Annotated in this window: 2 protein-coding genes; both read left to right on the top strand. The window is 30.2% G+C overall.

Annotated elements, in window-relative coordinates:
- The first annotated feature begins 312 nt into the window (after positions 1-312).
- Entirely contained in the window at positions 313-1,782 is a 1,470-nt protein-coding gene (locus ACEN2H_RS15555; RefSeq protein ID WP_441733962.1) for a hypothetical protein, read from the top strand.
- A 306-nt stretch (positions 1,783-2,088) separates the two neighbouring features.
- Complete coding sequence (locus tag ACEN2H_RS15550; protein WP_441733959.1) at positions 2,089-2,226, top strand: T9SS type A sorting domain-containing protein; 138 nt, start codon at positions 2,089-2,091, stop codon at positions 2,224-2,226.
- The last annotated feature ends 118 nt before the right edge of the window (positions 2,227-2,344 follow it).

Below are 2,344 nucleotides of genomic sequence, written 5' to 3'. Positions count from 1 at the left end.
GCAAAGATATTTACTTATTTTGTATGTTTGTAAAACTTAAAATGTTAAAGTCCGATTATTAGGGGGTTAGACCACTGACTGAAGAGAAAGTTAGGGTTAGATTTATTTCTCTTGACTTCAAATATCAGGTAATAAATATTATTCAAGAGATTAGACGAGGGACAAAAATAAAAGAATAATTAACCTATTTAACAATCTAAACCTAAGTAATATTATAAGTTTAAAAATTATGTTTAGAATTTATAACCCAAGTAAACAATTATAAAAATCATTAACTAAAGCAAATATAATATGTGTAAAATTATCCGTTCTTTGATATTAATTTTAATTATTTCAAATATGTCTTGTAGTTCTGATGATGACATATTCGAAGAAACAAAAGTTCCTCCCACAACAAATGTGGATCCAGTCACAATTCAAGGCAAAAAAAATCAGTTTGACATAAAATCTATCGCGAACATTGTTTTGTTAAATAAGTCGGTCAATTTGCCAACAGGCAAAACGATAGCGTCAAAGAGTGTAGGTAACTTTTTTTTAACAGATGACAAAGGAAACATTACCAATTTAAAAATCCCAAATGCCAAAGACTATATATTAACTGTAAACTCGTTAATGGAATGTTCTAAGAATTTGATTTTAGTATCAGGGATTTTAAATGTGGAATACTTGGATGGAACAACAGATGCTCTAAGTAATTTCATTTTAGACAAAACAGACGGAGCTTTTTATAAATTATCTGATTTGGCTTATACTCAATTTGTAAATGTGTATGCTAAAATAAATCAAAGTAGTCGATGGATAAATGGTAGTTTACAATTTGATGATAATAATGCTGTGTATTTAAAAGGAAATAATACAGGAGCTGTGCAGGAAATATATAAAGCTGAATTTGTTAAGATAAGCGAGGAAGCTATGGAGGTTAAATTTACAACGATTAACCTCATCGCTCAGAACAATCGATTTAATTATTATGTATTAGGCAATGGTGATATATTATACACTTATAATTTTAACCAATTTGGTGTTTGGAAAATTCGGTTTAGTGCTGGACAAACAATTGCTTTGTCGGATTTAAATAACAGTTCGCCATTGGATGTGGATGGTGTTAACTATTTTGAAAACATAAATTCGGATGGTTGTTTTGGTGTTCGAGCATCAGATGGCGGGTTTGTTTTTTTTATATCTGGACAAGAAATTAAAGGTATGTTGACCCCCTATTTTATAAAACCTTTTAGATTAACTACAAATAATGGTTCATTTACACTTCAACCTATTCCACTCAGCATTCCATATAGGGAGGAACATTTAAATAAATTGCATGAACTAGCGTCTGCAAATGAAATGTTCTATTTTAACTCAAATAACTTACATGTTTTCACGAGTTGGGGTGGTCATTTTGATGCACAAGAGACCATTTGGTGGTCCTTTGATGATCTAACGAATACAGTCAAAACCGCTTTTACAAAATACTCTAGTGCTGAGTTTGGGGCGTATTATAATTTAATTGGGCGTTCTGATGATTATGCTTGTATACCGATAGGACAAGATGTGCATTTTGTCAATTTTGAAAATTTAACTGAAAACGTATTTAAAAATATAGGATTTGAAATTTTCAAAACGGAATATAGAAATAACAATGTACTTCAATTCTACGGAATTAGTTACGCTTCAGGAAAAAAAGTTTATGGCGAGATAGGACAAACAGGAGATGTGAAAATAATAAATGAATTTGAAGATAGTACGATAGAGGTGAAAGATATTGTTAAAATCGGAAATTTCTAAGATAAGACATGATATTGAATAATAAATTAGTGAATAGTAATGATTTCAAATATTGATCTACACAGTTGAGAAGAGGGGATAATTGCATTAACTTTAATAGTTACAGTTTCTAACGGAAATATAGAGTAACCTCACATTGCTCATGATAAGAAGGAAAACGGCAAAATCACACTAATAGGAAATAGTTTGGAGTTGTTGTCACCGCTATCCTTTGAAAGCGAATTAGCAGTGCAAACATACCCAAACCCAACAAAGGATCGTATAACAATTACCGCTCCTGAGAATTTTATTTAAAAAAAAATAGAAATGTATAATAGTTTAGGGCAATTTGTGGGACAGTATACTAAAAGTACGTTCTCGATTCAAAATCATGCCAGTGGTAATTATTTCTTGAAAATTTATACATCAGGGGGTATCACCACAAAAAAAATAATTAAATTGTAATAAATTTAGAATTGGTTTTAAATTGAAGATAAGTAAGTTACTGGTCTAACCCCCTAATAATCGGACTTTAACATTTTAAGTTTTACAAACATACAAAATAAGTAAATATCTTTGCTTT

This window comes from Flavobacterium sp. W22_SRS_FP1 (assembly GCF_052113685.1).
Taxonomy (GTDB): Bacteria; Bacteroidota; Bacteroidia; order Flavobacteriales; family Flavobacteriaceae; genus Flavobacterium.
The sequence above is the reverse complement of the archived record's forward strand: the minus strand, read 5'-3'. Positions and strand labels throughout refer to the sequence as shown.